Origin of the sequence: Oerskovia rustica, from assembly GCF_014836555.1 — a bacterium.
GTDB lineage: Bacteria > Actinomycetota > Actinomycetes > Actinomycetales > Cellulomonadaceae > Oerskovia > Oerskovia rustica.
This window is the reverse complement of record NZ_JACSQQ010000079.1, coordinates 1-622: the sequence shown is the minus strand read 5'-3', so window position 1 is coordinate 622 and position 622 is coordinate 1. Positions and strand designations below refer to the sequence as shown.

Genomic DNA, 622 nt, shown 5'->3' with positions numbered 1-622 from the left:
CATGGCTGTCTACACCCTTCCCGAGCTGTCGTACGACTACGGCGCACTCGAGCCCCACATCTCCGGCCGCATCATGGAGCTGCACCACTCCAAGCACCACCAGGCCTACGTGACCGGCGCCAACACGGCACTCGAGAAGCTCGCCGAGGCCCGCGACTCCGGCGACCTCGCCGCGGTCAACCTCCACGAGAAGAACCTCGCGTTCAACCTCGGCGGACACGTCAACCACTCCGCGTTCTGGACCAACCTCTCCCCCGAGGGCGGCGGCGAGCCCACCGGCGACATCGCCGCAGCCATCGCCGAGGACTTCGGCTCCTTCGAGAAGTTCAAGAAGCACTTCGCCGCCGTCGCCGCAGGCGTCCAGGGCTCGGGCTGGGCCATCCTCGCCTGGGACACCCTCGGCAAGAAGCTCATCATCGTCCAGCTCTACGACCAGCAGGGCAACATCGCCCTGGGCCTGGTCCCGATCGTCCTGCTCGACGTCTGGGAGCACGCCTACTACCTGGACTACCAGAACGTGCGCGCCGACTACGTCACCGCCTGGTGGAACCTCGTCAACTGGGCCGACGCCGACGCACGCCTCGCCCGCGCCCGCACCCAGGGCGAAGGCCTCATCATCCCC

At 67.7% G+C, this 622-nt stretch carries 1 protein-coding gene; it reads left to right on the top strand.

Annotated elements, in window-relative coordinates; translation table 11 throughout:
- Position 1 precedes the first annotated feature (1 nt).
- Positions 2-622 (top strand): superoxide dismutase (locus tag H9652_RS19500; protein WP_191798472.1); only part of this gene is annotated, 621 nt, incomplete at its 3' end.